Source organism: Mesorhizobium sp. DxT (assembly GCF_058448885.1).
Map to the genome: position 1 here is coordinate 103,027 of NZ_JBZFLJ010000002.1, position 26,945 is coordinate 129,971.

The 26,945-nt window shown below is 64.0% G+C and carries 31 protein-coding genes and 1 tRNA gene; 13 read left to right on the forward strand and 19 right to left on the reverse strand.

Features of this window, described 5'->3' with window-relative positions; all coding sequences use genetic code 11:
• Positions 1 to 16: 16 nt before the first annotated feature.
• Entirely contained in the window at positions 17 to 778 is a 762-nt protein-coding gene (locus ACVJNE_RS04515) for an ABC transporter permease (protein ID WP_499563379.1), read from the reverse strand.
• Entirely contained in the window at positions 775 to 1,701 is a 927-nt protein-coding gene (locus ACVJNE_RS04520; protein ID WP_499563381.1) for an ABC transporter ATP-binding protein, read from the reverse strand. The genes ACVJNE_RS04515 and ACVJNE_RS04520 overlap by 4 nt, the downstream gene beginning before the upstream one ends.
• Positions 1,702 to 1,899: 198 nt before the next feature.
• Here ACVJNE_RS04520 and ubiG point away from each other — a divergent pair, with 198 nt between their 5' ends.
• The gene (ubiG, locus tag ACVJNE_RS04525; RefSeq protein ID WP_499563382.1) at positions 1,900 to 2,649 is read left to right on the forward strand and encodes a bifunctional 2-polyprenyl-6-hydroxyphenol methylase/3-demethylubiquinol 3-O-methyltransferase UbiG; all 750 of its coding nucleotides are present in this window, start codon (positions 1,900 to 1,902) and stop codon (positions 2,647 to 2,649) included.
• Between the two features lie 12 nt (positions 2,650 to 2,661).
• Here the strand turns inward: ubiG and ACVJNE_RS04530 are convergent, their stop codons facing one another.
• From ACVJNE_RS04530 to ACVJNE_RS04545, 4 genes are read right to left on the reverse strand one after another with little or no spacing between them, the layout of a single operon-like run.
• Complete coding sequence (locus ACVJNE_RS04530; RefSeq protein WP_173189644.1) at positions 2,662 to 3,087, reverse strand: DUF1178 family protein; 426 nt, start codon at positions 3,085 to 3,087, stop codon at positions 2,662 to 2,664.
• Positions 3,084 to 3,944 (reverse strand): carbon-nitrogen hydrolase family protein, encoded by an 861-nt coding sequence (locus ACVJNE_RS04535; RefSeq protein ID WP_499563385.1) that lies wholly within the window; start codon positions 3,942 to 3,944, stop codon positions 3,084 to 3,086. The genes ACVJNE_RS04530 and ACVJNE_RS04535 overlap by 4 nt, the downstream gene beginning before the upstream one ends.
• A 9-nt stretch (positions 3,945 to 3,953) precedes the next feature.
• Complete coding sequence (gene grxC, locus ACVJNE_RS04540; RefSeq protein ID WP_499563387.1) at positions 3,954 to 4,220, reverse strand: glutaredoxin 3; 267 nt, start codon at positions 4,218 to 4,220, stop codon at positions 3,954 to 3,956.
• Between the two features lie 26 nt (positions 4,221 to 4,246).
• A complete protein-coding gene (locus ACVJNE_RS04545) occupies positions 4,247 to 5,032 on the reverse strand; it encodes a ComF family protein (RefSeq protein ID WP_499564149.1) in 786 nt (261 codons plus the stop codon).
• 75 nt (positions 5,033 to 5,107) lie between these two features.
• On the opposite strand from ACVJNE_RS04545, the gene ACVJNE_RS04550 reads away from it, so the two are divergent.
• Entirely contained in the window at positions 5,108 to 5,980 is an 873-nt protein-coding gene (locus tag ACVJNE_RS04550; RefSeq protein WP_499563389.1) for a methyltransferase domain-containing protein, read from the forward strand.
• Positions 5,981 to 5,990: 10 nt separating this feature from the next.
• Here ACVJNE_RS04550 and ACVJNE_RS04555 read toward each other — a convergent pair whose 3' ends face one another.
• The 6 genes from ACVJNE_RS04555 to ACVJNE_RS04580 form a co-directional block, all read right to left on the reverse strand.
• Positions 5,991 to 6,164: a Flp family type IVb pilin gene (locus ACVJNE_RS04555; RefSeq protein WP_499563391.1), complete on the reverse strand. Its 174-nt coding sequence runs from the start codon at positions 6,162 to 6,164 to the stop codon at positions 5,991 to 5,993.
• Between the two features lie 88 nt (positions 6,165 to 6,252).
• A complete protein-coding gene (locus ACVJNE_RS04560; RefSeq protein ID WP_499563393.1) occupies positions 6,253 to 6,576 on the reverse strand; it encodes a hypothetical protein in 324 nt (107 codons plus the stop codon).
• Positions 6,577 to 6,679: 103 nt separating this feature from the next.
• Positions 6,680 to 7,099, reverse strand: coding sequence for an 8-oxo-dGTP diphosphatase MutT (gene mutT, locus ACVJNE_RS04565; RefSeq protein WP_499563395.1), 420 nt, complete (start codon positions 7,097 to 7,099; stop codon positions 6,680 to 6,682).
• Complete coding sequence (locus ACVJNE_RS04570; RefSeq protein WP_499563397.1) at positions 7,096 to 7,881, reverse strand: GNAT family N-acetyltransferase; 786 nt, start codon at positions 7,879 to 7,881, stop codon at positions 7,096 to 7,098. Before ACVJNE_RS04570 ends, mutT begins: the two co-directional genes overlap by 4 nt.
• Positions 7,882 to 7,894: 13 nt before the next feature.
• Complete coding sequence (gene argJ / locus ACVJNE_RS04575; RefSeq protein WP_499563399.1) at positions 7,895 to 9,136, reverse strand: bifunctional glutamate N-acetyltransferase/amino-acid acetyltransferase ArgJ; 1,242 nt, start codon at positions 9,134 to 9,136, stop codon at positions 7,895 to 7,897.
• A gap of 92 nt (positions 9,137 to 9,228) precedes the next feature.
• Positions 9,229 to 9,498 (reverse strand): hypothetical protein, encoded by a 270-nt coding sequence (locus ACVJNE_RS04580; protein WP_499563401.1) that lies wholly within the window; start codon positions 9,496 to 9,498, stop codon positions 9,229 to 9,231.
• Positions 9,499 to 9,662: 164 nt separating this feature from the next.
• Here ACVJNE_RS04580 and ACVJNE_RS04585 point away from each other — a divergent pair, with 164 nt between their 5' ends.
• Positions 9,663 to 10,289, forward strand: a complete 627-nt coding sequence (locus tag ACVJNE_RS04585) for a TetR/AcrR family transcriptional regulator (protein WP_499563403.1) — start codon at positions 9,663 to 9,665, stop codon at positions 10,287 to 10,289.
• Positions 10,290 to 10,348: 59 nt separating this feature from the next.
• Here the strand turns inward: ACVJNE_RS04585 and ACVJNE_RS04590 are convergent, their stop codons facing one another.
• Positions 10,349 to 11,248, reverse strand: a complete 900-nt coding sequence (locus tag ACVJNE_RS04590; protein WP_368803814.1) for a peptidylprolyl isomerase — start codon at positions 11,246 to 11,248, stop codon at positions 10,349 to 10,351.
• A 251-nt stretch (positions 11,249 to 11,499) separates the two neighbouring features.
• On the opposite strand from ACVJNE_RS04590, the gene secA reads away from it, so the two are divergent.
• The 4 genes from secA (at position 11,500) to ACVJNE_RS04610 (ending at position 15,888) form a co-directional block, all read left to right on the forward strand.
• Entirely contained in the window at positions 11,500 to 14,229 is a 2,730-nt protein-coding gene (gene secA, locus ACVJNE_RS04595) for a preprotein translocase subunit SecA (protein WP_499563405.1), read from the forward strand.
• Between the two features lie 152 nt (positions 14,230 to 14,381).
• Positions 14,382 to 15,074 carry a glutathione S-transferase family protein gene (locus ACVJNE_RS04600; RefSeq protein WP_499563407.1) on the forward strand — a complete coding sequence of 231 codons (693 nt, stop codon included), beginning with the start codon at positions 14,382 to 14,384 and terminating at the stop codon, positions 15,072 to 15,074.
• Positions 15,071 to 15,418, forward strand: a complete 348-nt coding sequence (locus ACVJNE_RS04605; protein ID WP_499563409.1) for an ArsR/SmtB family transcription factor — start codon at positions 15,071 to 15,073, stop codon at positions 15,416 to 15,418. The genes ACVJNE_RS04600 and ACVJNE_RS04605 overlap by 4 nt, the downstream gene beginning before the upstream one ends.
• On the forward strand, positions 15,415 to 15,888 hold the full coding sequence (locus ACVJNE_RS04610; RefSeq protein ID WP_499563411.1) for an SRPBCC family protein: 474 nt from the start codon (positions 15,415 to 15,417) through the stop codon (positions 15,886 to 15,888). The genes ACVJNE_RS04605 and ACVJNE_RS04610 overlap by 4 nt, the downstream gene beginning before the upstream one ends.
• Before the next feature lie 19 nt (positions 15,889 to 15,907).
• Here ACVJNE_RS04610 and ACVJNE_RS04615 read toward each other — a convergent pair whose 3' ends face one another.
• The gene (locus tag ACVJNE_RS04615) at positions 15,908 to 16,990 is read right to left on the reverse strand and encodes a D-glucuronyl C5-epimerase family protein (RefSeq protein WP_499563413.1); all 1,083 of its coding nucleotides are present in this window, start codon (positions 16,988 to 16,990) and stop codon (positions 15,908 to 15,910) included.
• A 219-nt stretch (positions 16,991 to 17,209) separates the two neighbouring features.
• Here ACVJNE_RS04615 and ACVJNE_RS04620 point away from each other — a divergent pair, with 219 nt between their 5' ends.
• The gene (locus ACVJNE_RS04620) at positions 17,210 to 17,851 is read left to right on the forward strand and encodes an FMN-binding negative transcriptional regulator (RefSeq protein WP_499563415.1); all 642 of its coding nucleotides are present in this window, start codon (positions 17,210 to 17,212) and stop codon (positions 17,849 to 17,851) included.
• A gap of 8 nt (positions 17,852 to 17,859) precedes the next feature.
• Here ACVJNE_RS04620 and ACVJNE_RS04625 read toward each other — a convergent pair whose 3' ends face one another.
• On the reverse strand, positions 17,860 to 18,630 hold the full coding sequence (locus ACVJNE_RS04625; protein WP_499563417.1) for an SDR family oxidoreductase: 771 nt from the start codon (positions 18,628 to 18,630) through the stop codon (positions 17,860 to 17,862).
• 173 nt (positions 18,631 to 18,803) lie between these two features.
• On the opposite strand from ACVJNE_RS04625, the gene ACVJNE_RS04630 reads away from it, so the two are divergent.
• Together ACVJNE_RS04630 and ACVJNE_RS04635 are read left to right on the forward strand one after the other, a co-directional pair.
• The gene (locus ACVJNE_RS04630) at positions 18,804 to 20,216 is read left to right on the forward strand and encodes a lipopolysaccharide biosynthesis protein (protein WP_499563419.1); all 1,413 of its coding nucleotides are present in this window, start codon (positions 18,804 to 18,806) and stop codon (positions 20,214 to 20,216) included.
• Entirely contained in the window at positions 20,217 to 21,497 is a 1,281-nt protein-coding gene (locus ACVJNE_RS04635; protein WP_444726678.1) for a GNAT family N-acetyltransferase, read from the forward strand.
• A 24-nt stretch (positions 21,498 to 21,521) separates the two neighbouring features.
• Here the strand turns inward: ACVJNE_RS04635 and ACVJNE_RS04640 are convergent, their stop codons facing one another.
• Positions 21,522 to 23,153, reverse strand: a complete 1,632-nt coding sequence (locus ACVJNE_RS04640; protein ID WP_499563421.1) for an AMP-binding protein — start codon at positions 23,151 to 23,153, stop codon at positions 21,522 to 21,524.
• 381 nt (positions 23,154 to 23,534) lie between these two features.
• Between ACVJNE_RS04640 and ACVJNE_RS04645 the strand changes: the two genes are divergently transcribed.
• Positions 23,535 to 23,726, forward strand: coding sequence for a hypothetical protein (locus tag ACVJNE_RS04645; protein WP_173189606.1), 192 nt, complete (start codon positions 23,535 to 23,537; stop codon positions 23,724 to 23,726).
• A 76-nt stretch (positions 23,727 to 23,802) separates the two neighbouring features.
• Here ACVJNE_RS04645 and ACVJNE_RS04650 read toward each other — a convergent pair.
• Together ACVJNE_RS04650 and ACVJNE_RS04655 are read right to left on the reverse strand one after the other, a co-directional pair.
• Positions 23,803 to 23,887 (reverse strand) — tRNA-Leu (locus ACVJNE_RS04650).
• Positions 23,888 to 24,013: 126 nt separating this feature from the next.
• Positions 24,014 to 24,799, reverse strand: coding sequence for an SGNH/GDSL hydrolase family protein (locus tag ACVJNE_RS04655; RefSeq protein WP_499563424.1), 786 nt, complete (start codon positions 24,797 to 24,799; stop codon positions 24,014 to 24,016).
• A gap of 359 nt (positions 24,800 to 25,158) precedes the next feature.
• Between ACVJNE_RS04655 and ACVJNE_RS04660 the strand changes: the two genes are divergently transcribed.
• Both ACVJNE_RS04660 and ACVJNE_RS04665 read left to right on the forward strand, forming a co-directional pair.
• Positions 25,159 to 25,740 (forward strand): YqaA family protein, encoded by a 582-nt coding sequence (locus ACVJNE_RS04660; protein WP_499563426.1) that lies wholly within the window; start codon positions 25,159 to 25,161, stop codon positions 25,738 to 25,740.
• Positions 25,741 to 25,748: 8 nt separating this feature from the next.
• Positions 25,749 to 26,255 (forward strand): disulfide bond formation protein B, encoded by a 507-nt coding sequence (locus ACVJNE_RS04665; protein ID WP_499563428.1) that lies wholly within the window; start codon positions 25,749 to 25,751, stop codon positions 26,253 to 26,255.
• Positions 26,256 to 26,297: 42 nt separating this feature from the next.
• Here ACVJNE_RS04665 and ACVJNE_RS04670 read toward each other — a convergent pair whose 3' ends face one another.
• The gene (locus tag ACVJNE_RS04670; protein ID WP_173189427.1) at positions 26,298 to 26,855 is read right to left on the reverse strand and encodes an HNH endonuclease; all 558 of its coding nucleotides are present in this window, start codon (positions 26,853 to 26,855) and stop codon (positions 26,298 to 26,300) included.
• Positions 26,856 to 26,945: the final 90 nt, after the last annotated feature.

Consider the following 26,945-nt stretch of genomic DNA (forward strand, 5'->3'; position numbering starts at 1 on the left):
GGGCGGCGGCGGCCGCTCAGGTCTTCAGCTTGTATCCGGTCCGGAATATCCACGCGACGATCGCGAGGCATGCGACGAGGAAGAACAGCGTCATCGCCAGGCTGATGCCGATATTGACGTCCGACGTGCCGATGAAGCTCCAGCGGAAGCCGCTGACGAGATAGACCACCGGATTGCCGAGCGAGATCGTCTGCCAGACGGGCGGCAGCATGTCGATCGAATAGAAGGTGCCGCCGAGGAAGGCGAGCGGCATGACGATCAGCAGCGGCACGATCTGCAGCTTCTCGAACCCGTCGGCCCAGATGCCGATGATGAAGCCGAACAGCGAGAAGGTGACGGCCGTCAGCACCAGGAACAACAGCATCATGAACGGATGTTCGATGCGCAGATCAACGAAGAACGCGGCGGTGGCCAGGATCACCAGCCCGATCATGATCGATTTAGTGGCTGCCGCACCGACATAGGCGAGCACGATCTCGACATAGGAAATCGGCGCCGACAGCACCTCGTAGATGGTGCCGGTGAATTTCGGGAAATAGATGCCGAAGGACGCGTTGGAGATCGATAGCGTCAGCAGCGACATCATGATGAGGCCGGGCACGATGAAGGCGCCGTAGCTGACGCCGCCGATCTGCTCGATGCGCGAGCCGATGGCCGCCCCGAACACGACGAAATAGAGCGAGGTCGAGATAACCGGGGAGATGATCGACTGCATGACGGTGCGGAACGTCCGCGCCATCTCGAACATGTAGATCGACTTGACGGCGTGCAGGTTCATGCCCGCTCCTTCACCAGATTGACGAAGATTTCCTCCAGCGAGCTCTGGCGCGTCTCCAGATCGCGGAAGCGAAGGCCGGCCTGATTGAGGTCGCCCAAGAGCGCGGTTATGCCGGTGCGCTCACCATGGGTGTCGTAGGAATAAACCAGCGTTGCGCCGCCGTCGGCGAGCTCCAGCCCGCGCCCGGCAAGCGTCTCGGGGATGGCATCGACCGGAGACAAGAGCTCCAGCCGAAGCTGCTTCTTGCCGAGATTGCGCATAAGCGTGCGCTTCTCCTCCACCAGGATAATCTCGCCATGGTTGATGACGCCGATGCGGTCGGCCATCTCCTCGGCTTCCTCGATGTAGTGGGTGGTCAGGATGATGGTGACGCCGGTCTCGCGCAGACCACGCACCATTTCCCACATGTCCCGGCGCAGCTCGACATCGACGCCGGCCGTCGGCTCGTCGAGGAACAGGATTTCCGGCTCGTGCGACAGCGCCTTGGCGATCAGCACGCGCCGCTTCATGCCGCCGGAAAGGTTGAGCACCTTCTCGTCCTTCTTGTCCCACAGGGACAGCGCCTTGAGCACCTTTTCGATGTGGGCGGGGTTCGGCCCCTTGCCGAACAGGCCACGGCTGAACGAAACGGTGTTCCACACGCTCTCGAACGCGTCTATCGACACTTCCTGCGGCACCAGGCCGATCAGCGAGCGCGTCTTGCGGTATTCGGAAACGACGTCGTGGCCCGAAACGAGCACCGTGCCGTCGCTGGCGTTGACGATGCCGCAGACGATGCCGATCAGCGTCGTCTTGCCGGCGCCATTCGGCCCCAGCAGCGCGAAGATTTCGCCCTTGCGGACTTCGAGGTCGACCCCTTTGAGCGCGGTGAAACCGGTCGCATAGGTCTTGGAAAGATTGGTGATGGAAACGGCGGCGGTCATGAAAAAGCCTCAAATAAGGCAGGCGGGAACAGCGCATATAGGTTCGTACCGCGCGAGCGCAATCCTTCGCCGCACGCCCCGGCCACCCTACTGACATGAACCGCCATGGATATGGCGGGAGCCCCAACGTGACGTCATCGCGGCTTGACATTCTGGCCCTTGCGCCCGACTTGATTGCCTCGAGAGGGAGACCAACCGATGCCAGAAGCCCGACGAACGACCATTGATTCCGCCGAAGTGGAGCGCTTCTCCGCGCTCGCGCAGGAATGGTGGAACCCCAACGGCAAGTTCCGTCCGCTGCACAAGTTCAATCCCGTCCGCCTCGCCTATATCCGCGATCATGTGGCGACCAGATTTGGCCGCGATCCGCGCGCGGCAAAGCCCTTCAGCGGCCTTCGCATCCTCGACATCGGCTGCGGCGGCGGGCTCCTGTGCGAGCCTATGGCGCGGCTGGGGGCCGAGGTGGTCGGCGCGGACGCGTCGGAAACCAATATCGAGGTGGCGAAACTCCACGCGGCCGAAAGCGGCGTGAGGATCGACTATCGTGCCACCACAGCCGAAGCACTGGCGGATGCCGGCGAGCAGTTCGACGTCGTGCTCAACATGGAAGTGGTCGAGCACGTCACCGACGTCGACTTCTTCGTCGACAAGTGCGCCGATCTCGTCAAGCCGGGCGGCATCATGTTCGTCGCTACCATCAACCGCACGCTCAAGGCGCTGGGGCTGGCCATCGTCGGCGCGGAATACGTGCTGCGCTGGCTGCCGCGCGGCACCCACCAATATGGCAAGCTGGTGCGGCCCGAGGAGCTGGAGCGCGCGCTGACGGCTGCCGGCATGGGGGTGATCGACCGCACCGGCGTGACCTACAACCCGCTCTCCGACCGCTGGCAGCGTTCGAAGGACATGGACGTCAACTACATGGTGCTGGCCGAGAAGACGGCGCAGTAGGGTTGCTGCACTCTAGTTCTGGTCGTCCGGGAAAACCGGGATCGGCATGAACTCAACTCCGTCCTCGACCAGTTCGCGTGCTTCGTCCGGCGTCGCCTCGCCATAGATGCCGCGCGCCTCGGTCTCGCCGAAGTGAATCTTGCGGGCCTCTTCCGCGAATTTGTCGCCCACATAGTCGGCGTTCTCGCGCACCTTTTCGGCCAGCGCTTTGAGCTGCGCGATCGCCTTGCGCTGCTGCTCGCCCATGGCAAGCGCCATGGTTTCCTTCTTGCGGCCGGTCGAGACCGCAGGCGCCATCAGCATCTTCTCGACCTTGGCCGAGTGGCAGACCGGACAGGAAACGAGCCCGCGCTTCTTCTGGACGTCGAAATCATCGCCATTGCGGAACCAGCCGTCGAATTCATGATCGGCGTCGCAGCAGAGCTGGAAGCGGATCATGACGCCTGCCTCTGCTGCGTCTGCGCACCCAACACTTCAACGCGGAACTCGCGCGCGTTCTTGAGATTGGGCACCTTAGCCCGCGCCGCTGCGGACGCGGCCATGTCGAGATCGGCGATCACCACGGCGGGCTCGTCATGATCGGCCTCGGCAAGCACGCGGCCCCACGGATCGACGATGAGCGAGTGGCCATAGGTCTCGCGGCCATCCTCGTGAATGCCGCCCTGCGCGGCGGCGATGACGAACGCGCCGTTCTCGATCGCCCGCGCCCTTTGCAGCACGTGCCAGTGCGCCTCGCCCGTCTGCCGCGTGAAGGCGGCCGGCACGGTGAGGATTTGCGCACCCTCGAGCGCCTGCGCGCGGAAAAGCTGCGGAAAGCGCAGGTCGTAGCACACCGCCATGCCGAGCCGGCCAAAGGGCAGGTCGACAACGGTACTGGCGGTGCCCGGCTCGTAGGTGGCCGATTCGCGCCAGCTCTCGCCATTGTCGAGGTCGACGTCGAACATGTGGATCTTGTCATAGGTGGCGAGCTTCGAGCCATCCGGCCCGAAGACGAAGCCGCGATTGGCGACCTTGCCGTCCGGCCGCGCGATCGCGGTCGAACCGACATGGACGAAAATACCGAGTTCGCCAGCCAGTGCCGCGGCCTTGCGTGCGATGATGTCGTCGGCTTCCGGTTTCAGCAGCGCCTTCAGCGTTGCACGGTCGCGCACCAGAGCGCCGGTCATCTCCGGCGACTGCACATAGACCGCGCCCTTGCCAGCCGCCTCGCGCACAAGCGCCTCGAAATCCGCCGCATTGCGCGCCGGGTCCATGCCCGAGCGCATCTGCAACGCTGCAACCCTCACCGTCTCCATGCCGCCCTCCTAGTCCTGCCCACCTGCGAGAAGCGCATCGAGCCGGCCGCTGCGCTCCAGCGTATGAAGATCGTCGGAGCCGCCGACATGGGTATCGCCAATGAATATCTGCGGAAACGTACTGCCCCCGTTGGCACGGCTTATCATTTCCTGCCGCAGATCCGGCGAGAAACTCGCATCGTGCTCCGTGTAGTCGACGCCCTTGCTGTCGAGCAGTCGTTTGGCGGCGGCACAGTAGCCGCACATCATGCGCGTATAGATCGTGACTTCGGCCATGGTCGGTCCTGTTTGTCTTGTAACCTTCATATAGTCCCGGCGTCGTCCGGCCGGAAGTCCCCCGGCAGAACCCGCGCGAAAGTCAGCACGTCGACATCGGCGGCACCACCCCGCTTGAGCGCGCGGGTGACGGCTGAAACCGTGGTCCCGGTCGTATAGACATCGTCGACCAGCAGAACCCTGCGCCCGCGCACCAGGATCTCAGCCTCCGTGGGCACACGAAATGCACCGCGCACATTGGTTTCGCGCTCGCGCGCGCCCAGCCCGACCTGCTGGCGCGTCGGGCGCACGCGAATGACGGCGTCGGGCGCGAACGGCTTGCCGGACTGCACGCCGATCGCCCGCGCCAGTTCAGCCGACTGGTTGAAGCGGCGCCAGAAGAAGCGCCTGCGGTGCAGCGGCACCGGCACGATGACATCGGCATCGGCGACAAGCTCGCCGCCGGCCCGCATCATCCAGCGCGCCATCCAGGGACCGAGCTCGGTGCGGTCGCGGAACTTGAGCCCCAGCGCCATTTGCCGCGCCGCGCCTTCATAGACGACCGCCGAGCGGGCTCGCGCGAATGGCGGCGGATTGGCGATGGCGTCCGCAGACAGGATGCCCTCGCCCATCTCGTGCGAGAACGGTGTTCCAAGTACCTCGCACCATGGCCGCTCGATGAAGCGAAGCGTCGGCCAGCACTGGCCGCACAGCGTGCCGGGCGCGGCGACCAGCCTTCGGCAGCCGGCGCATACGGGCGGAAACAGGATGCGCGCCGGCAAATTCGCCAGCACCTCCTTCCACCTCTTGAACTCTGCCCCGCGATCGGCCACGAGAAATCCCACCCCGCCGGCACCATATCAGAGAAGCCGGCGATCCGGCACCATCCGGGTGCACCGAGGAGTTTCATGGAACCGATCTTCGATCATGACAGCCTGCTGGCGAAGAAGCGCCGTGCTCTGCGCATCGCCGATGCAGGCGCCGGCTTCCTGATGAAACGCGCCGCGGGCGACCTCGAAGACCGGCTGGCCGCCGTGGAGCGCCGCTTCGACCGCGCGGCCGCGCTTTTCTCGATGACCTCCGAGGCATCGGACGCCGTCTCGGCAAGCGGCAAGGCCGAAACGGTCGGACGTGTGGAGGCCGACGCAGCCCTGTTCGCGCAGGGCGCTGGCGAGGTAGCCCCGCCAGAGACCGTGCCCTTCGAGCCCGAAAGCCTGGACCTCGTGGTCTCCCTCTATGCGTTGCAGGAAATGAACGACGTTCCGGGCATGCTGGTACAGATCCGCCGCGCGCTGCGGCCCGACGGACTGTTCCTAGGCTGCATGGCGGGCGCGGGGACGTTGGGCGAACTGCGCGAGGCGCTGCTGGCGGCCGAGACCGAGCTTCATGGCGGCGCGAGCCCGCGGGTCTCTCCCTTCACCGATGTCCGCGATGCCGGCGCTTTATTGCAGCGGGCGGGTTTCGCGCTGCCGGTCGCAGACCTCGAAACGGTGACGGTGCGCTACGATTCCATGTTTGCGCTGATGCGCGACCTGCGGGCTATGGGCGCGACCAATGCGCTTGCTGGACGCAGCCGCAAGCCTGCAACGCGCGCTCTGTTCATGCGCGCGGCCGAAATCTACGCGGAACGGTTTTCGGACCCGGACGGGCGCACTCGGGCGACCTTCTCGACGATCTGGCTTTCAGGTTGGGCGCCGCATTCATCGCAGCAGAAGCCCCTGAAACCCGGCAGCGCGACGGTTTCGCTGGCAAAGGTGCTTGGCGAAGAAAAGGACGGCTGAGCGTTAGGGGCTAATTGCCGCTGCTGGAATCGGTGACGATATTGCTGATGTAATCGAAGTTGTTTTCGATGTTGTTCATCAACAAGCCGAGGCTGCCCACAATCGCGAGCGACAGAACCGCCACGATGAGGCCGTATTCGATTGCGGTCGCGCCGCATTCGTCATTGATAAATCTGACCAGCATCGCCTCGTGTCCAGTTGGCTGGGGGTCGATGCGGTCACTATACGTCGGGGCTTGAACCAAACCGTTAACCGGCAGGGTTAACGGCAGATCAACAATCGCCCGTGCGCATGCCGTTGCCGCGAATGATGCAGACGGCGTTAGGCGACGGCTGCAGGACGCTGCGGCGGATCGTATATTCGCCTGGATTGGAACGCTGGCCGATGGAGCCTGTCGGCATCATGTCGAGGCCGCCGGGATAGGCCGAATAGGCGATCTTGCGCGTCCGGTCCTCAAGCATCGGCGTGAGGATGAGAGCAAGAGCGACCGCGGCGGACCCGAACAGCAGCGTTACCCGCAACGCCCCCATGCCTGCCGGTCCGAGGCTCCATCCGCGCGCAGCGCGCGGTGCTTCCCAATCGTCCCGAAGCGACATCGCTTTCCTTCCATGCCAAGTGACGGCGAAAAAAGTGCGTCTTTTACTCAAAATTTCACATGGCTCTGAAGGATTGATTAACGATCCACGGCGGGGCGGACCGTTAAAGCAGGTCGATGAGGTAGGGGATGAGCGGCTCGTCCGCCGGCGGCATCGGATAGTCGCGCAGCTTGTTCGGGCGCACCCATTTCAGCGCCTGCCCTTCCTGCGCCTGCGGAATGCCCCAGTAGCGGCGGCAGACGAAAAGCGGCATCAGCAGGTTGAAGCTCTCATAGGCGTGGCTGGCAAAGGTCAGCGGCGCGAGACAGGCGACCTTGGTCTCGATGCCCAGCTCCTCGCGCAACTCGCGCACGACAGTTTCCTCGGGCGTCTCGCCCGGTTCGACCTTGCCGCCGGGAAATTCCCACATGCCGGCGAGTTGCTTGCCTTCCGGGCGCTGTGCGATCAGCACCCGCCCGTCGCCATCGACCAGCGCGCAGGCGGCGACCAGCAGCAGCCGCTTCGATTCCTCCGGCTGGCTCATGCGGTCTCCGACGCGGGGGGCTGGCGGTAATGATAGCTGTAGAGGTCGCCGAAGCCCATCGATCGATAGAGCCCGATGGCCTGATCGTTGTCCGCCTCGACCTGCAGCCAGGCAGTGCGGGCACCCTGCGCGCGCGCCCATTTCAGCGCGGAAAGCAGCGTGCGCCGGCCGTAGCCCTTGCCACGCTGGCTTTCCTCGGTCGCCACCTCGAACAGGCCGGCAAGGTCGCCGTCGCGCACACAAATCGCGGTCGAGACCGGCGTCCCGTTCTCTTCGAGCACGAACAGACCCACCTGGGGCTGGATCGAACCTATGATTTCGGACAGCCCCGGCTGCAGCACCGGATCGAGATTGCGAATGGCGATCGCCGCGTTGATGAACCGACCGATGTCCTTCAGCGGAATCTGATGCATGGCGTCGCGCAGCAAACGGTCTTCGAGCTTTGCTCGCATGACAACCGAAGTGGAGAAACTGCTCCAGCCCTCGTCATCGAAATGCTTCGTAACCCCCCGACCGGCAAGTGGCGACATGCGGAACGTCAGCGGCCGGCCGTAGGCGGCGAAGCGCCGTGCCGCACGTGCGACGCGTTCGGGAACACGTCCGTCGTCGCCCGGGTCCAGCGGATTGACGGAATTGAGACGCTTGGCCGGATGCCCGCCGGTCAGCCTTACCGCCCACGCTCCGTCGTAATGGACGGTCGTCGCCGGCCAGGCCCTGAAACCGGCGGCCTCGAACCGCCGCACGGTGGGCAGGTCTGCCGGGGATGGGCGTCCGGTTTCCATCAAGCGGCGTGCCTCAGCTCCTGTAGTCGCCGTTGATGGCGACATATTCCTTGGTCAGATCGCAGGTCCACACCGTTGCCTTGCCGCGTCCGAGGCCAAGGTCGACACGGATCACGATCTCATCCTGCTTCATGTAGGCGGATGTCTCTGCTTCGGAATAGGTGGGATCCCGCTCGCCTTCGTGCGCAACCCGGATGCCGCCGAACCAGATGGCGAGCAGGTCGCGGTCGGCGGGCTCGCCGGCCTTGCCGACGGCCATGACGACACGGCCCCAATTGGCGTCCTCGCCGGCAATCGCCGTCTTGACCAGCGGCGAATTGGCGATCGAGAGCGCCACGCGCTTGGCCGAGCGCGCCGACTTCGCCCCCGTCACCGTCACTTCGACCTGCTTGCGCGCGCCCTCGCCGTCGCGCACCACCTGCAGCGCAAGGTTCTTGAGCATGCGGTTGAGCGCGCGGCGGAATTGCGAAAGGCGCGCATCCTTCGGATCGCTGATGCGCGGCGCACCGGACTTCTCGGCGGTCCCGGTGGCAAACAGCATCAGCGTGTCGCTGGTCGACGTATCGCTGTCGACGGTCACCGCATTGAAGGTTTTGCCAACGCCCTTCGACAGCATGTCCTGCAGAACCGGCGCATCGATTGGGGCATCGGTGGCGACGAAGGACAGCATTGTCGCCATGTCTGGCGCGATCATGCCGGCGCCCTTGGCGATGCCGTTGATGGTGACCTCGACATCGCCCAGCAGCACCCTGGCGGTGGCGTATTTCGGATAGGTATCGGTGGTCATGATCGCCTTGCCGGCCTCGGCCCACATGCCAGGCTCGGCCCGGTCGACGAGGTCGCCGAGAAGGTGGGCGAACCTGGCCGGATCGAGCGGCTCGCCGATCACGCCCGTCGAAGCGAGGAAAACCTCGCTTTCCGCACAGCCCGTCGCCTTGCCCGCCGCCTGCGCTGTCGCTGCCGTCGTCTCGCGGCCGCGCTTGCCGGTGAAGGCGTTGGCGTTGCCGGAATTGACCACAAGGATGCGAGCGCTGCCGCCGGGCAGATTGGCGCGGCAGAATTCCACCGGTGCGGACGGGCACTTGGAGCGGGTGAAGACGCCCGCCACGGTCGTGCCCTCGTCGAACACCATGGCCAGCAGATCGGTACGACCCTTGTACTTGATGCCAGCCTGGGCGGTCGCGATACGAACGCCGGGCACCGCCGGCATCCTGGGTTGCTTGCGGGGTGCGAGGGGCGAAACGGTGTCCGACATGGCAACTCGATGGGCAAGGGTGAGAAAGGCGTCGTTTGCCCGATATGTCCCGGCGGCGCAAGGCGTTTTGCGCCGCCGCCAGTCCCGACGCGCTAACTTTGCGGGTTGAGAAAGCCGCGGAAATGCTTCTGCACGCCGGGGATCAACCCCCACACCATTGCGGTGACCATGATCGGCACGATGAGGAGGGTGCGCTGCCATAGCAGCCAGCCGTCCGTAAGCGGGAAGATCAGATAGAGCAGGCCCGTGATGAGCGGATAGACGCCGAGCGCAACCAGAACGGCGAAGCGCGGACGGGAAAAGCGCGAAGCCGCCTGCGTGGCGGTTGGGGTGGATGCAGGGTTATCGGCGGTCAGGGTCATGTCAATTCTCCGGGTTTTGCGGATGTCGATGGAAGACGATTGAAAGACCCCGCCCGTGACGCGGCGGTCTGCTAAAGAGTGTATCAATAGGAACGGAACGTTCCGTTATATAAAACGGGCCGTTTCGTTTTGTCAAGAGGCCTGCTATCCTGCTTGCAGGAGGATTGCCAGTGACCGAAGACGAAGCGCGCCGTTCGATAGGCGCCAGGAGAAACCCGAAAAGCGCCGAGGCCATTCTGGAGGCAGCTGAAAGCGTGCTGATGGAAGAAGGTCATCGCGGCTTTTCGATCGAGGCCGTGGCGCGTCGGGCGCGGGCGGGCAAGCCGACTATCTACCGCTGGTGGCCGAGCAAGGCCGCGCTGCTGCTCGACGTTTACCAGCGGCAGAAGCGCGATGTCGTCTATCCCGATACAGGCTCGGTTGAGGAGGACATCGTGCGTTTCCTGAAGCGGCTTCTCAGCCACTGGCGCGACACGCCCTCGGGCAGCATCTTCCGATCCATCATCGCCGAGGCCCAGTCCGACGAGAAGGCAGCCGAGGCGCTTGCCGGCTACGCGCGGGATCGCCGCGTGCAGACCGGAGGCATGATCGCGCGCGCGCAGCGCCGCGGCGAGGTCGGCAGCGAGGTCGACCCGCTGGTGGTGGCCGACCTGATCTCCGCATACGCCTGGTCACACCTCCTGACAGGCAGGCTGGACGAGACGGACGAGGCCGTGCGCGCTGCCGCGAGGGTGATGCTCTGCGGGATCGTCAAGTCAGGCAGTCAGTCCTCAGCGGAAACGCTGCCTTAAACAGCAAGGGGCGCCTCAATGCGCCCCTCACCTCATTTCAGATCAGATCCGCTTGCGCGTTATTCGGCCGGCTTTTCGGCAGGCGTCTCGCCCTCTGCAGCATCTTCACCCGCGGCGGGCTCGAGCATGGCCTTCAGCGCCTCGTCCTCGATCTCGACATCGGCGGCCGCACGCAGGTCGTTGACGACCTTCATATAGGCGTCGCGCAGAAGCACCGAGCGGAGCTGGCCAGAAACCTGCTCGAATGCCGGCGGCTGCTTGGCGCGCTTGTCCTCGAGCTTGATGACGTGCCAGCCGAACTGCGACTTGACCGGCTCGGCGGAATGCGCGCCGACTTCCATCGCAAACGCGGCCTTCTCGAACTCCGGCACCATCTGGCCAGCGCCGAAATAGCCCAGGTCGCCGCCCTGCGCGGCCGCGCCGTCGGTCGACTTCTCCTTTGCAATCGCCTCGAAATCGCCGCCCTCGTCGAGCTGCTTGATGATTTCGCGGGCTTCTTCCTCGGTCTCGACGAGAATATGGCGGGCGCGCACTTCTTCGCTGGCCGGGATCTTGGCGATCTCCTCGTCATAGCGGGCGCGGACTGCCTCATCGGTGACGAGCGCGGCAACCTCCTGCTCAATATAGGCGCTGTGGAGCGCGCGCTGGCGCAGCATGTCCATGCGGCGCGCAAAATCGTCACCGTCTGCAAGGCCCTTGCCCTCGGCCTCGGCCGCCAGCAGCCTGATTTCGATCACGGCGGAGAGTGCGGCGGCGCGACGCTGCTCGGCGGGCAGCTGCGCGAACTGCTGCTCCAGATCGGAAATCGCGATCTCCAGATCGGTCTCCGTGATGGGCTGTCCGTTCACCGTTGCAACGACTGCGTTCTCCTGGGCCATGGCGGCAGTGCCGGCAAGGGCCAGAATGGCTGCGGCCGCGCCGAGGCGAACGAATGACAGGCGACGGGACGTGTGCTTCATCAGAAACTCTCCAGTGAGGGGAATGAAGGTATGGGGCGTTGCCCCTTCAACCAGCCAAAATGTGGCGATTTTCCGCTTGCTCCATGCCGGGGAAGCAACGTTGACATCGGTTGTGGCCCCTCTTATCTGTCCTTCGACTTGGCGTCCAGAAGCTATTTGAGGCGCTTTCCTCCGTTTTCCGGCCCGCCAGCACCGTCCGTAGCGGGCCTTGCCGAGGCACCGCCCGGCAATCCGTTCTGAAAGGACCTTTGATGGTCAGCTTTGGCTCTCTCGCCCGCAAGATTTTCGGTTCGTCCAACGACCGTCGCATCAAGGGCTTCCGGCCTCGCGTAGAGGCGATCAATGCGCTGGAAAAGGAGATGGAAGCCCTCTCCGATGAGGCGCTCCGGGCCAAGACCGACGAATTCCGCCAGGAAATTGCCGCAGGAAAGTCGCTCGAAGATCTGCTGGTGCCGGCCTTCGCGGTAGCCCGCGAAGCTGCAAGGCGCGCCCTCGGACTGCGCCCCTTTGACGTTCAGCTTATCGGCGGCATGGTTCTTAATGACGGCGGCATTTCCGAGATGCGCACCGGTGAGGGCAAGACGCTGGTTGCCACCCTGCCCGTCTATCTGAACGCGCTGTCGGGCAAGGGCGTGCATGTCGTAACCGTCAACGATTACCTTGCCAGCCGCGACGCCGAATGGATGGGACGTGTCTATGGCTTTCTCGGGCTGAGCACCGGCGTCATCGTCCACGGCCTTTCCGACGAGGAACGCAAGGCAGCCTATGCCTGCGACGTGACCTACGCCACCAACAACGAGCTCGGCTTCGACTATCTGCGCGACAACATGAAATATGACCGCGCCCAGATGGTGCAGCGCGGCCACAACTACGCCATCGTCGACGAGGTGGACTCGATCCTGATCGACGAGGCGCGCACGCCGCTCATCATCTCCGGCCCGCTCGACGACCGCTCGGAACTCTACAATTCAATCGACGCGTTCATCCCCAAGCTGGACGAATCCGATTACGAGATCGACGAGAAGCAGCGCACCGCCACCTTCACCGAGGAAGGCACGGAGAAGCTGGAAAACATGCTGCGTGAAGCAGGCATGCTCAAGGGCGAGTCGCTCTACGATGTCGAAAACGTCGCCATCGTGCACCACGTCAACAACGCGCTGAAGGCGCATCGCCTGTTCCAGCGCGACAAGGACTACATCGTGCGCAATGGCGAGGTCGTCATCATCGACGAGTTCACCGGCCGTATGATGCCTGGCCGCCGCTTCTCCGAAGGCCTCCACCAGGCGCTTGAGGCCAAGGAACACGTCAAGATCCACCCCGAGAACCAGACGCTAGCCTCGATCACCTTCCAGAACTATTTCCGCATGTACGACAAGCTGGCCGGCATGACCGGCACGGCGCTGACGGAAGCGGAGGAATTCGGCAACATCTACGGGTTGGACGTCTCCGAGATTCCGACCAACCTTCCGGTTTCCCGTCTGGATGAGGACGACGAGGTCTACCGGACGGTCGAAGAGAAATACAAGGCGATCGTGCGTGAAATCCGCGAGGCGCACGCCAAGGGCCAGCCGACCCTGGTCGGCACCACGTCGATCGAAAAGTCAGAGCATTTGGCCGAACGCCTGCGCGCCGAGGGCTTCAAGGACTTCCAGGTCCTCAACGCCCGCCACCACGAGCAGGAGGCCGTCATCGTCGCACAGGCGGGCCGTCCCGGTTCGATCACCATCGCCACCAACATGGCCGGCCGCGGCACCGACATCCAGCTTGGCGGCAACGCCGACATGCGCATCGCGCAGGAACTTGCCGACATGGCAGAGGGTCCCGAGCGCGACGCGAAGGAAAAGGCGATCCGCGAGGACATCGCGAAGCTCAAGCAGCAGGCCCTGGACGCCGGCGGGCTCTACGTGCTCGCCACCGAGCGCCACGAAAGCCGCCGCATCGACAACCAGCTTCGCGGCCGCTCCGGCCGTCAGGGCGACCCCGGCCGGTCGAAATTCTTCCTGTCGCTCCAGGACGACCTGATGCGCATCTTCGGCTCCGACCGCATGGACGGCATGCTGCAGAAGCTCGGCCTCAAGGAAGACGAGGCCATCATCCATCCCTGGATCAACAAGGCGCTTGAAAAGGCGCAGAAGAAGGTCGAGGCGCGCAACTTCGACATCCGCAAGAACCTGCTGAAGTTCGATGACGTGATGAACGACCAGCGCAAGGTCGTCTTCGAGCAGCGCATCGAGCTGATGGACGGCGAGAACCTCGGCGAAACCGTCGCCGAGATGCGCCAGGACGTCGTCGAGGAACTCGTTTCAAAGCACATCCCCGAAAACGCATATGCCGAACAGTGGGACCTCGACGGGCTGAAGGAAGGCGTGACCGCCTATCTCAACCTCGACCTGCCGGTCGCCGAATGGGCGGCCGAGGAAGGCATCGACGAGGAGCAGATCCGCGAGCGCATCATGGAGGCCGCCAACAAGGCCGCCGCCGAGCGTGCGGAACGGTTTGGCCCCGACATCATGGCCTATGTCGAGAAGTCGATCGTGCTGCAGACGCTCGACCACCTGTGGCGCGAGCATCTGGTCAATCTCGACCACCTGCGTTCGGTCGTCGGCTTCCGCGGCTATGCGCAGCGCGATCCGCTGCAGGAATACAAGACCGAAGCCTTCGAGCTGTTCCAGGCGATGCTGGCCAATCTGCGCCAAGTCGTCACCTCGCAGCTCATGCGCGTGGAATTGGTGCGCGAGGCAGCCGACGCGCCGCCCCCGCAGGCGCCTGCGGCAATGCGCGGCGAGCACATCGACGCCACTACCGGCGAGGACGATTTCGGCGAGACCGCACTGGCGCTCGCACCTGCCGACAACCGCATCGTACCGGCCGAGCAGCGCGACCCGGCCGATCCCTCTACCTGGGGCAAGGTCGGCCGCAACGAGGTCTGCCCCTGCGGCTCGGGCAAGAAGTTCAAGCACTGCCACGGCGCGTTCGCCTAGCGACGCGCCGGCTTTCCGGCCAAACCGAACTAACCACCCGGTTCGTCGCGTCGGATAGAGCGGCATGAAAGTTTCCATCTGCGGAAACTTTCTGCTTGCCCGCATACCTTTACCTCGATAGTTTCCGACAACAGAAACTATCGAGGTGCTCCATGGGTCTGACGCTCTATCTTCATCCGCTGGCTTCGTTCTGCCACAAGGTGCTGATCGCGCTTTACGAGAACGATACGGCTTTCGAACCGGTCACTGTCGATCTGGGCGATCCGGGCTCGGCAGCCGAACTGTTGGCGCGGTGGCCGGTCGGCAAGATCCCGGTGCTGCACGACCAGACACGCGACCGTGTCGTGCCTGAAACGACCATCATCATCGAATATCTCCAGCGGCACTATCCCGGTCAGGTGGCGCTGCTGCCGCCAGATGCTGAAGCTGCGCTGGACATGCGGCTTTGGGATCGCTTCTTCGATCTCTACGTCAGTGTACCGATGCAGAAGATCGTCCTCGACCGCATCCGCCCGCATGGCGCGACGGACTCCACAGGCGTTGCGGATGCGCGACAGTCGCTCAATACGGCCTACGCCATGGCCGACGCGCATCTGGCCGCAAGAGATTGGGCGACCGGCGACAGCATCACCATGGCGGACTGCGCGGCTGCACCTGCGCTGTTCTTCGCCTCGATCGTGCATCCCTTCGAGCCCGGCCATACGAACCTGCAAGCCTATTTCGAACGGCTGTTGGCGCGCGCCTCCGTAAGCCGCACGCTGGACGGAGCCCTGCCCTATTTTCCGATGTTCCCCTATCGCGACGCCATGCCGGCGCACTTCCTGCGTGGCGAGTGGAAAGCATGACGGGGACGGGCGAACGAAAGCTGGACGACATCTTCACCGCGTTGGCCGATCCGGGCCGGCGCGGCATGGTCGACCGACTTAGCATCGGCCCGGCGACGGTCAAGGAACTGGCGGAACCGGCCGGCATGGGCCTGCCCTCCGCCCTCAAGCATCTCCGCGTACTCGAAAAGGGCGGCATCGTCGTCTCGACAAAGGCCGGCCGCACACGAACCTATCGCATCGATCCGGCGGCATTCGGCGCGATAAACGCATGGGTCCGCCAGCGCGAAACCGCCATGAACGCCGCCTTCGACCGCCTGATTCAGGCGATCGTGGAAAACCCTTCAGGAGACAGCGAGGCATGAACGCTGCACACCATTCCACCTTCGTGGTCGAGCGCGAGTTGCCTATTGGGCCGAAGCATGCGTTCCGCTTCTGGTCGGACGCGGCGATGAAGCAGCGCTGGAACGCCTGCCATCCGGACTGGACCGTGCTGGAGGATGTCTTCGAGTTCCATGTCGGCGGCACCGAGGCGCGCCGCTGGCGCACGCCAGAAGGCCACGAACAGACCTTCGCCGCACGCTATTTCGACATCGAGCCGAACCATCGGATCATCTATGCCTTCGAGATGAGTTTTGGCGGCACCCGGCAATCCGTCTCGCTGGCCACCGTCGAGTTTCAACCCGCCCGCGCGAAGACGCTCATGCTCTACACCGAGCAACTTGCCTTTCTGGGCAGCGCGGAGGACAGACACCAGCGCGTCGTCGGCACAGGCTCGGGCTTCGACCGGCTGGTCGAGGTGGTTGCCAGCCAAATCGGGCCGGGAGCTGGATAGCGATAGCGAGTGCGTTCACTCAGTCGGCGAGTTCAGCGCTTTGCACGCAAAGACGTACGGTCCAATCGGACACCGGGCGGCCGGACGCCTCGATGTCGGTGCGGAATGCATAGGCCAGGCGGCGGAAGGTCTCTTCTCCCGTCATCGCATAGAGCTGGCACTGCTGCCTGACTGTGCGATCGGGAGAGTAGTCGGCATAGTCCTTGATCCGCAGCGAATACGCATTGATCTGGCCTTCGCGGCGAAAACGTTCGCCATTGTCGCGCAAAGTGGTGAGGCCGCCCTCGATCAGGGGAACGACGCTCTCGTCACCGATCTTGTCAGCATACAGGACGAGGCCGAATAGTGCGAAAATGTGTCCGTTGAGAACAAGCGTGGGGCGGCCATCCGTCAGCGGGTATTCCTCGAACCACAGATATCCGTCTTCATCGACATAGGAAATCCAGCGCTCCGGCGCCGGCTGGCCCGCCACGCGCAAACGGGAATAGGCTGCCGCCAGCCCCTTGAGCGTCTCGCGATATTCCGGTCGGTCGAAGCAATCGAGCGCCTTGACGAGCCCCGCCATCACGAAGCCGTTGACGATCGCGCTGGACCAGCCCGCCTCCATGTGATCGCGCACGAGAGTCTTACCGAAGAAATTCGCCACGCTTTCCAAAGCCTGCTCGGTACCGGATAGCGCGTTGCCGCCGGGCGAGAAGGGAAAGTCGCTGCGAATGAAGATCAGGCCATCCTCGTTCTCGGCGAATTCCATCATTCGCAGATACATGGCGTGAAACAGCCGCCCGGCTTCGCGCCTCTGGTCCCGGTTCCTGCGCGCGAAATTGCACAGGAGAGACGAGTTCATGTAAAAGAGGTTGGGCTGAAAATACTGCTCGAACCGAACCCTGTAATGCTCGTCCCAATCGAGCGGAAGGCTCAGCCCCAATCTTGCATCTCTGTTGAAAACCGGTGCCCAGTCTTCCGGCGGCCGTTTGTTCCAGTGATCGTAGCTGAGCCCGGCTCGGTCGAACGCGATCGAATCCCGCCGAAACGTGTCGGCCCGCGCAGACGACGCAAAAATCAGCACCAGAAGCGTAACCGCTGCCCGACCCAAAAACCCCATGGGTACATGCTATAGTTGATTCAACCGAAGCGAGCAATCCTGTCGAGCCGCAGAACGTCTATCGCGACGGCGATATCAAGGACCGCGCAGAAGGCACGAGACAAATCCCGGAGGCGCTGGTCGGGGGATGGACCGCGCGGTCTAAGCTCGAAGCTGGCCCATCAATTCCTCCGCGCAGCCGGCTTATGCTGACACGCGGGAGGCTGATAGTCTGACCTCATGTACACGCCACCAGCCTTCCGCGAAGACAACGCCGCAACCCTACGCCGGATGATGCGCGAGGCACGGCTTGCGACGCTGATAACCGCCACGGAGGAAGGGCTCGTCGCAACGCCCCTGCCCTTGCTGCTCGCTGAAACCGAAGGCGAATTCGGTACGCTCTACGGCCATGTCGCCAAAGCCAATCCGCAGTGGAAGCTGCCCACAACTCACGATGCCCTGGTCGTCTTTTCCGGGGCCGAGGCCTACGTCACCCCCTCCTGGTATGCGACCAAGCAGGAACACGGCAAGGTCGTGCCGACATGGAATTACGAGGCCGTGCATGCCTATGGACCGGTGGAGTTCTTCGAGGATGAGGGGCGGCTGCGCGACGTGGTAATCCGCCTGACGGAGCTTCACGAAAAATCGCGTGAGCAGCCATGGGCGGTGACAGACGCGCCGGACGCCTTCATCGGTGCGCAGCTTCGCGGCATCGTTGGCCTGCGCCTGCCGATCGCGCGTCTGCAGGGCAAACGCAAGATGAGCCAAAATCGGCCGGAAGCGGATCGTATCGGCGTCGCGGCGGGCCTCGCCAAGAGCGAGAAAACCGGCGACCGCACTGTCGCCGCGATGATCCCTACCGGCCCCGCCCGAACCTCCTGAAGCGATCGCTACATCCGTACCGACATGCCACCGTCCACGGTCAGCACATGGCCGTTGACGAAGGAAGCTGCATCACTGGCAAGGAAGAGTGCGGCGCCCGCGATCTCGTCGGGCCGCCCCCATCGCTGCAGCGGCACGCGCTGACGTGCGAAGGCGACCATGTCGGGGTTCTCGGCCAGCGCTGCGTTGGTCTCGGTGGCGAACATGCCGGGCGCGATAGCATTGCTGGTGATGCCGTGCGCCCCGCATTCGACCGCGAGGCTGCGCATCAGCCCGGTCAGCCCCTGTTTGGCGACCGGATAGACGGCATCGCCCGGCATCGCCATCTCGCCGACGATTGAGGTGACGAAGATCAGCCTGCCCCTGCCCTGTGCAGTCATAACCTTGACCGCATCGCGCGACAGCGAGATGGCGGCAAGCAGATCCGTGTCGAGCAGCGCCGCGATATGCCTGTCTTCGAAGTCGGCGAGAGGGCGACGGTCCCGCGCACCGACATTGTTGACGAGGACGTCGAGCCGTCCATGCCCGTCGACGATCCTGGCAATGGCCGAGCCGCGCGCGGACGCATCCGTAAGGTCGAAGGCTGCGGCCTCCGCACTGCCGCCCGCCTCCACGATTGAATGAGCCGCCGCATCAAGGGTTTCAGCGGTGCGGCCGGTCACAACGACATGCGCACCGGCATCTGCGAATGCGCGCGCCATCTCGAAGCCGAGGCCGCGCCCTGCGCCGGTAACCATCGCGATCTGCCCCTTGAGGGTGAACCTGTCCAGAACGTTCATGCCGCGTGCTCGTCGGGAGGTTGTACCGAGATGCAACCAATAGCAGGCATTCGGCGTGATTCGAAGCGGTTGCAGCACCTCCGGCCCGGGCTCGACGGCCGCCGTCTCACCGTTTCTTAAAGACTCCGCGCTATGGGTTCCGTGACCATCGCGAAGAGACGGAGTGTATCGGGTTGCGATTTTCCGCTGCATCGACGGCCGACCGGCTACTGCCGGAGCCTCTGGCTGCACGGGCACGCCCGTTCCTTGATCGGCTCGATTCCGTGGTTTTCACCGCAGACGACCGCGGTCAGGCAAGCCGTACCTCACTCACCGCCTTTGCCATCCGCATCGTCAGCGCGGCGATAGCGCTCCTCAGCCAGATCATGATGGCTCGGTGGATGGGCGGCTTCGAATACGGCATCTTCGTGCTGGTCTGGACGACGATGATCATCGTCGGCAACCTGTCCTGCCTCGGCTTCCACACCTCCATCGTGCGCTACATACCCGAATACCGGGAGCGCGGTCGCCTCGGCGAACTGCGCGGCGTGATGGCGGCAAGCCGCGCCTTCGTGCTCGCCACCTCGACGCTATTCGCCGCTGCCGGCCTTATCGGCCTGTGGCTGTTCTCCGACGCCGTCGAGAGCTACTACGTCGTGCCGTTCTATCTCGGCATCGTCTGCCTGCCGATGATTGCGCTTTCAGATACGCTCGAGGGCACCGCCCGGGCAAACTCCTGGGCGATCCTGGCGCTTGCGCCGATCTACCTGCTGCGCCCAATTCTTATCCTTGCGCTGATGGGGGCGGCAATCTTCGCAGGCTACCTGCCCGACGCAAAGACGGGCATCGTCGTGGCCATCATCGCAACCTATGCGACCACATTGTTCCAGCTTGCCGCCATCGCTCCGCAGACGGGCCGCGAAGTGCGCGACGTGCCGCCATTGTTCCGCATCCGCGAATGGGTGGTGGTGTCGCTGCCGATCTTCCTCGTGGAAGGCTTCTTCTTCATGCTGACCAATGCCGACGTGCTGATGGTCGGCTGGTTCATGAACCCTGACGACGTCGCCGTGTATTTCGCCACGGTCAAGACGCTGGCGCTGGTTCATTTCGTCTATTTCGCCGTCAAGGCCGGCGTGGCGCAGCGCTATGCGCAGTACGCACATGGCGGCAACCCCGAGAAGCTGGCGGCGTTCGCCCGCGAAACCGTCGCGTGGACCTTCTGGCCATCGCTAGCCATGGGCGCGGCGGTGCTGGTCATCGGCAAGCCGATGCTGGCCCTGTTCGGCCCGGGTTTCGATGCCGGCTACCCGCTGCTGTTCGTGCTGGTGGCGGGCGTGGTTGCCCGCGCCTCCGTAGGCCCGGCGGAAAGCCTGCTGACGATGAGCGGCAACCAGAACATCTGCGCCGTCGTCTACGGCGTAACGCTCGCCCTCAACGTCATCCTCAACGTGTTCCTGATCCCGCTCTACGGCCTGTGGGGCGCGGCGATCTCCACGGCGGTCGCCATGGCGTGCGAGGCGGCGATGCTGTCATTCACCGTCTGGCGCAGGCTGGGAATCGTCATGATCATTCCGTTTCCGGGACGAAACAATATGGGAGTCGCCTAGATGGCTGCAGTCCCCCTGCTTGAAGAACTGAGCGGCAGCGCATCCGGCCGCATGATCGGGGAGTTCGCCGAGTACACGCCCGAAGGCGTTCCCGCTGCCCTCATCGAGCAGATGGACAGCCGTCCGCCGCGCAAGCTGGCGATCTACCCCGCTTCCGCCGGGTTCGAACTGGTCGAGGAACTCGATTATCTTTGCGCGCGCTCGGTCGAGCCGAACATCTTCTTCAATCCGCGTTTCCTGGCGCCGGCCATGCCGCGCCTCGAGGATCGCGACGTCCGCCTCGCGGTGATCCGCGACGGCACCGAATATCGCAGCCGCCTGCGCCTTCTGGTGCCGTTCACCATCGAGAAGCCCACGACGCCTTTCGGCGTGCCAATCCTGCGCACGTGGTCGCACCCGTTCGGCCCCCTTGGAACGCCGCTCGTCGACAGCGACGATCCGGCCGGCGTGATCGAAGACTTCTTCGGCATGCTGGCGCGCCCGCATCTGAACCTGCCGAAGGTGTTCGTCATGCCCGAAGTGCGCCTCGACGGCCCGTTCGCGGCAATGGTCAACGCGCTTGCCGAAAGCCGCAACCTGCCGCTGGAGATCACCAACAGGATGGAGCGGCCATATCTGCACAGCGATCTCGGCGGCGACGACTACGTGAAGTCCACGCTCAGCAATCACCATGCAGGCGAATTCCGGCGCCTGCGCAGGCGGCTCTCCGATCTGGGCCAGCTCGAATACCGCATCGCCCGCCAGCCCGACGAGGTCCGGCGCGGGGTTGAGGAATTCCTCGCACTCGAGGCCTCGGGCTGGAAGGGTCGGGCACGTACCGCCATGGCGATAGACCGCTTCCGGGCAGCGTTCGCACGCGAGGCGGCGCACCGGCTCGCGGAAAAGGACCTGTGCCGCGTGCATGCGCTTTATCTCGACGGCCGACCGATCGCGAGCCTTGTGGTCTTCGTCGAATCCGGCTGCGCGTATACCTGGAAAACCGCCTATGACGAGGAATACGCGCGTTTCTCGCCCGGCATGCTGCTGATGATAGAGACCACCAAGACGCATCTCGAGGACCCGAACATCGACGCGACCGATTCCTGCGCGGTGCCCGATCATCCGGTGCTCAGCCGTCTGTGGAGCGAACGGCGCTCGCTGGGCACCATGGTCATCGGCCTGACGCCCGGCTCCGAAGCGTTGACGCGTCGCGCTGCCTCACAGCTCCTGCGTGACCGCCAGACGCGCAACATGGCGCGCATCCTGCGCAACAAGGTCAAGAAGGCGTTCGGCAAGGGTTGAGGCGTACGATTCCTTGTCTGCCGGCTAACCCGCCTCCGCTTTCGCGCGGTCGCGGAAAATGCGGCGGATGACCTTGCCGGTCGTCGTCAGGGGCATCGAATCGACGAACTCCACTTCGCGCGGATATTCGTGAGCGGAGAGCCGCTCACGCACCCACAGGCTGATGTCGCCGGCCAGCTCCTCGTTGCGTTCGACGCCATCCTTCAGCACGACATAGGCCTTGACGATCTCGGTGCGCAGCGGGTCGGGTTTGCCGACGACGGCGGCGAGCGCAACGGACGGGTGGCCCGTCAGGCAATCCTCGATCTCGCCGGGGCCGATGCGATAACCGGCCGATGTGATGACGTCATCGTCGCGGCCGAAGAAATGCACGTAGCCATCTCCGTCCTCGATGCCCTGGTCACCCGTGACCATCCAGTCGCCGATGAACTTCTTTCCTGTGGCGTCGGGGTTCTGCCAGTATTCGAGGAACATCACCGGATCGGGACGCCTCACCGCGATCTGGCCAGGCTCTCCGGTCTTGACTCGCCTGCCTTCGCCATCGATCACCGCCACCTCGTGGCCCGGCACGGCCTTGCCGATCGCGCCGCCGCGGCTGACCCCCAGCGCGGCACAGGAGGCAAGCACCAGGTTGCATTCCGTCTGGCCGTAGAACTCGTTGATGGTCAGCCCGAGCTCGGCCTTCGCCCAGTCGTAGGTCTCGCGCCCGAGCGCCTCGCCGCCGGAACCAATAGTGCGCAGCTTCAGGTCGAAGCGGCTGGCGATGCCGCTCGCCGATTTCAGCATCCGCAGCGCCGTCGGTGGAATGAAGGCGTTACGGACCGCCATCTTTTCCATCAGCCCCAGCGCCGCTTCGGGTTCGAAACGCTCGAACCGGCCAGCCACAACCGGCACGCCGAAATAGAGGCCCGGCAAAAGCACGTTGAGCAGCCCGCCGGCCCAGGCCCAGTCGGCAGGCGTCCACAGCCTGTCGCCAGGCTGCGGCAGGAACTCGTGCGGCATCTGCACGCCCGGCAGGTGGCCGAGCAGCACGCGATGGCCATGCAAGGCGCCCTTGGGCGGACCGGTCGTGCCCGAGGTAAAGATCATCATCGCCGGGTCGTCGGGCGACGTTGCTTCCGCTTCGAAATCCGGGGCGTGATCGGCAACCAGGCCCTCGAAACCAAGTGCGCCCGCACCCGCACCATCGATCGACACGACCGCCTCCAGCAGCGGCAGGCGCGCGCGGATGCCGGCAAGCTTCACGGCGCCCGCCTCGGTCGTCACCACGGCCTTCACGCCGGCGGTCTGCAACCTGTATTCCAGCGCCTCGACGCCGAACAGCAGGGCCAGTGGCACCGCAATCGCGCCGAGCTTGTAGATGGCGATGTGGGCGATTGCCGTCTCGAAACCCTGCGGCAGCAGAAGCGCCACACGGTCGCCGCGCATGACGCCCAGTTTGCGCAGCGCATTGGCGAAGGCGTTCGACCGACGCTCCATTTCGCCATAGGTGAGAACGTCGGGCTTGCCTTCGGGCCGATAGGCGAAGAGGGCGGCACGATCCGGCTCCGCCTGCGCCCAGCGATCGCAGACCGCAACGCCGATATTGAAACGTGCTGGAATTTCCCAGCGGAAGCCGGAAGCCAGAGCTTCGTAGCTATCGTTTCGTTCTAGCATGAGGTCGCGCTCCGGCCGGATCCACCAGCGCACCAGACGATGGCTGTATTGCACTGCATCATGCAAAAAAGCGGCATGATTTCCAGTGCCCTGACGCAGAGCTTAAAAAACAGCAAAGTGAGCCCGCCGCCTGATGGCAGGCGACGGGCAGTCACCTGAGAACATCCGCAGGGGATGCGCCACACAATGCACCAGCGCCGCCGCGGTTCCTGTTGGCGCCGATGACATTAGATGTCGGCCTGCAACCTTGCCTGGGTGCTTTCTCTTGGATTTCGGGCACGCAACCTGAATCGGCGGAGCGAAAATACATTCCGAGGCGCGCAACCGTGCGCCTCGCGGCCCGTTCTATTCGGCAGGGCGATATCCATGAGGAGCAAAACCATGGCGACTACCAAAGCAGGTGGGAAGGACGCACTTTCGAAGAAGGGAAGCGAAGCCGGCAAGCATCTCCGTACCGCTGCGGCGAAAGAGGAGCGCAAGGTAGAAGCTCGAAAAGGAAGCGACCTCAAAAAGGGCGCCGACCGGTTCGAGGAGCGTGCGGAAAGCGCCAACGGCAAGGGCGCCAAGACCTGACACTTCTGAAACAGGCTCTGACGAAGCGGATTTCGAAGCGTGCCAATCTCAAAAGATCAGGCTGCTGCGAGACCGTTGGTGCCCCTGGCCGGGATCGAACCAGCACTCCTTGCGGAACTCGATTTTGAGTCGAGCGCGTCTACCAATTCCGCCACAGGGGCCCAGAAGGGCGCGTTCCGCACAGGTTCGCGGAACGCGCCGGGACTATACGAACGACGGCGGGTGCGTCAAGCGATCACCAAACCGGTGGCGCGGTGATAGGATGACAACTCCGGCGCCGCCACTCGTCACCGTGCCTGGAAGGCCTCGACGGTATCGGCCGCCACCTCTTGCAGGAAGACGCGCATCTCGGGTTCGACAGCGCCGTAATAGTCGTATTCAAGCCCTTGCGGCGACTGACCGTAAAGCGTTGCATAGACGGTGGCGGCCGCAAGGTACGAGCCGTTCACGTTCGGATGGCTGTCGTCGTAGGTCTGGTGAAGCACGAGAGCGGGATCGCGCCGCTGCGCCTCGGCGAAGGCGAGGCCTACCGGGATCACGACAGCGCCCGCCGTCTCGCCGGCGGCCGTGTAGAGATCGGCGATCTGGTCCGTGTTGTCCGCAGCGAAGTCCTTGTGGCCGTCGCCATAGGCGTGGGTCATATAAAGCGCCACTTGCGCGCCCGTCGCCTCGATCTGTTCGCTTGCAGCAGACACTGCCTCGTTGAATGCGTCGGCCCGGCGTTCGCTCAGCGCGGCAGCGCTGTGACCCTGCAGGATCACAACGTCGAAGGGCGTATCGTAGCCGATCGCGCCGGGCGTCAGATAATGCGCGATCGGATGATGCGCCAGAGACCCGCCAGAGATGGTGATCGACCGGTAGTCGAGATCGCCAAGCGGAACACCAAGCCCCTCGACCGCCATGCGGCGGACGTGGTTGTGCAGGCTGTTGTTGTAGTAAAAGTAGCTGTTGCCGACGAACAGGACTTGCCGGGGGCTGTCATCCTGTTGCCTGGGGGCATCCTGTGCCAGGGCCTGGACCGGCAGCATCGCCGCAAGGGCAGCGATGATGATGGCGCGCGTTCTCGGGATCATGGGTGTCTCCTCCTGTATCGGGCATGGGAATTTCCACCGTCGCGCGAGCGCGGCCATGCCTCCATGCTGCAGGCAACGGCCTCCTCCGTCGCGCGACAGGCTGACCCGAACGCGTTTCCACCCGGCGCGGCAAGGCATGGACCTGGCCGAAGGACAGGAAAGCGTCAGGAACGGACCGTCATGGGTGGATTTCGGAACATCAGGCCGAAACCCTGTTTCGAAACGCACACATCAGGATGGAAAAAGCGGGCGTCCGAGCGCGGTAACTATCACGCGAGTTCAATCGGATGCGGCGGACCGCGCCATTGCGCGGCCACAGTTTTCTTTCTAGGAGAGGCTTCCGCAACCGGGGTCCCTCCATGCTTCGCCGCCTCTACGACTGGACGATGTCGCTCGCGCGCACCCGTCATGCAGAACGCTCGCTGGCCGCCGTTTCCTTCGTGGAAAGCTCGTTCTTCCCGATCCCGCCCGATGTTCTGCTGATCCCCATGGTGCTGGCCGAGCGCGCGCGCTGGATCCGTTACGCGCTGGTCTGCACGATCGCCTCTGTGCTCGGCGCGCTGCTTGGCTACGTGATCGGCGCGTTCCTGTTCGACGTGATCGGCACACACATTATCGAACTCTATCAGGCGGAGGACGCCTTTTCGAAGGTGCAGGGCTGGTACGACACCTGGGGCGCATGGGGCATCCTGTTCGGTGCGGTAACGCCATTCCCCTATAAGGTGCTGACGATCTTCTCCGGCTTCACCGGCTTCAACATCATCACGCTCGTCATCGTCTCGATCGTCGGGCGTGGTCTGCGCTTTTTCCTGGTCTCGTGGCTGCTCTACCGGTTCGGCGAGCCCATCCGGACCTTCATCGAGAAAAATCTCGGCCTTCTTTTCACCCTTTTCATGATTCTCCTGATCGGCGGCTTCGTCGCCGTGCGCTACATTTTCTGAGGGGTCCGATGTCGCTGACCGCCGCCACTGGAAAGATTCAAACCGCCGCCGCAGCGCTTCTGGCGCTGGGCATGACCGTGACTGTGGGCACCGCACTGGGATTCCAGCACATCGGCGGCTATATCCCGTGCAAGCTCTGCCTCGAGCAGCGGCTGCCCTATTATATCGGTATCCCGGTGATGGTGCTGGCGCTGGTCTCGGCTCTCTTCAGGGGGCCGGCCATCTTGACGCGCGGCCTGCTGCTTGCCGGTGCGCTGTTGATGACATGGAGCCTCTATCTCGGCATCTTCCACGCCGGCGTGGAATGGGCATGGTGGCCCGGCCCGACAGATTGCGGCGTGGTGGCACCGGCACCCTCCGGCGGCAGCCTTCTCGACCAGCTCGACGCGGTGATCCCGCCCTCGTGCGACCAGGCGGCGGGCCGCTTCCTCGGCCTCTCCTTTGCCGGCTGGAACGTGGTGGCGAGCCTCGTGCTCGCGGCGATCGCCTACGTGGCGGCGTTTCGCAAGGCCTGAGAACCGGAACCGCAAAATTCGCGGAGATCTGATGGAAGCCGCCTACGGCTCCAGTTCGACATCCCAGTAGAGATAATCCATCCAGCTCTCATGCAGATGGTTGGGCGGAAACAGCCGGCCGTTGTTGTGCAGGTCGTGCACGGTGGGCTGCATCGGCTTCTGGCGCGGCCACATCTTGGCGTCCCGCGGCATCAACCCGCCCTTGCGCAGGTTGCATGGCGAGCAGGCCGCGACGACGTTCTCCCAAGTGGTTGCACCACCGCAGCGGCGGGGGATCACGTGGTCGAAGGTCAAATCCTCATGAGTGCCGCAATACTGGCACTGGAAGCGGTCGCGCAGGAAGACGTTGAAACGGGTGAAAGCGGGATGCCGCGAGGGCTTCACATAGCTCTTGAGGCAGACGACGCTGGGCAGGCGCATCGAAAAGGAGGGCGACGACACCGCGTGCTCGTATTCGGCAACGATGTTGACCCGATCAAGAAAGACCGCCTTGATCGCGTCCTGCCAGGACCAGAGCGACAAGGGGTAATAGCTCAACGGACGATAGTCCGCGTTCAACACCAGTGCGGGTAGCGCATCCGGCGAGACTGCGATCGTCACTGACTGACCTCCTTGGGCTCGGGCTTCGATCGGCGCGGATACTGTAATCCCGAGATTGCAGGAATGTGAAGCGGCTATTTCGCGCCGCAA